At 42.2% G+C, this 270-nt stretch carries 1 protein-coding gene; it reads left to right on the top strand.

Annotated elements, in window-relative coordinates:
• A partial coding sequence (locus tag R0J87_RS20675; RefSeq protein WP_498888597.1) for an ATP-binding protein occupies positions 1 to 132 on the top strand: 132 nt, incomplete at its 5' end.
• Between the last annotated feature and the right edge of the window lie 138 nt (positions 133 to 270).

The raw sequence follows: 270 nt of genomic DNA, 5'->3' as shown, positions 1-270 counted from the left end.
CAAATCGGTGACAACACATTGGCAGATGCCATCTTAGATCGCCTGATGCACAATGCTCACAGGCTGCAACTGAAGGGAGAATCAATGCGGAAAAAGTTAGGAACGTTGACGGAAGGTGAACACTTAAGCTAAAAAACAACTGTCGTGATACGTTGAAAAAGTTAAGTGTTCATGTTCAGCCGGAATAAGTGTTCAACTTCGTCGGAATACGCAATTGTCGGCTATGCGCACTTATCCTTATTTGTTTAGGCATTTAGCTTGATACTAAAC

This window comes from Halomonas sp. SIMBA_159 (assembly GCF_046536035.1).
GTDB classification, from domain to species: Bacteria; Pseudomonadota; Gammaproteobacteria; order Pseudomonadales; family Halomonadaceae; genus Vreelandella; species Vreelandella venusta_A.
This window is presented reverse-complemented; position numbering and strand designations above follow the sequence as displayed.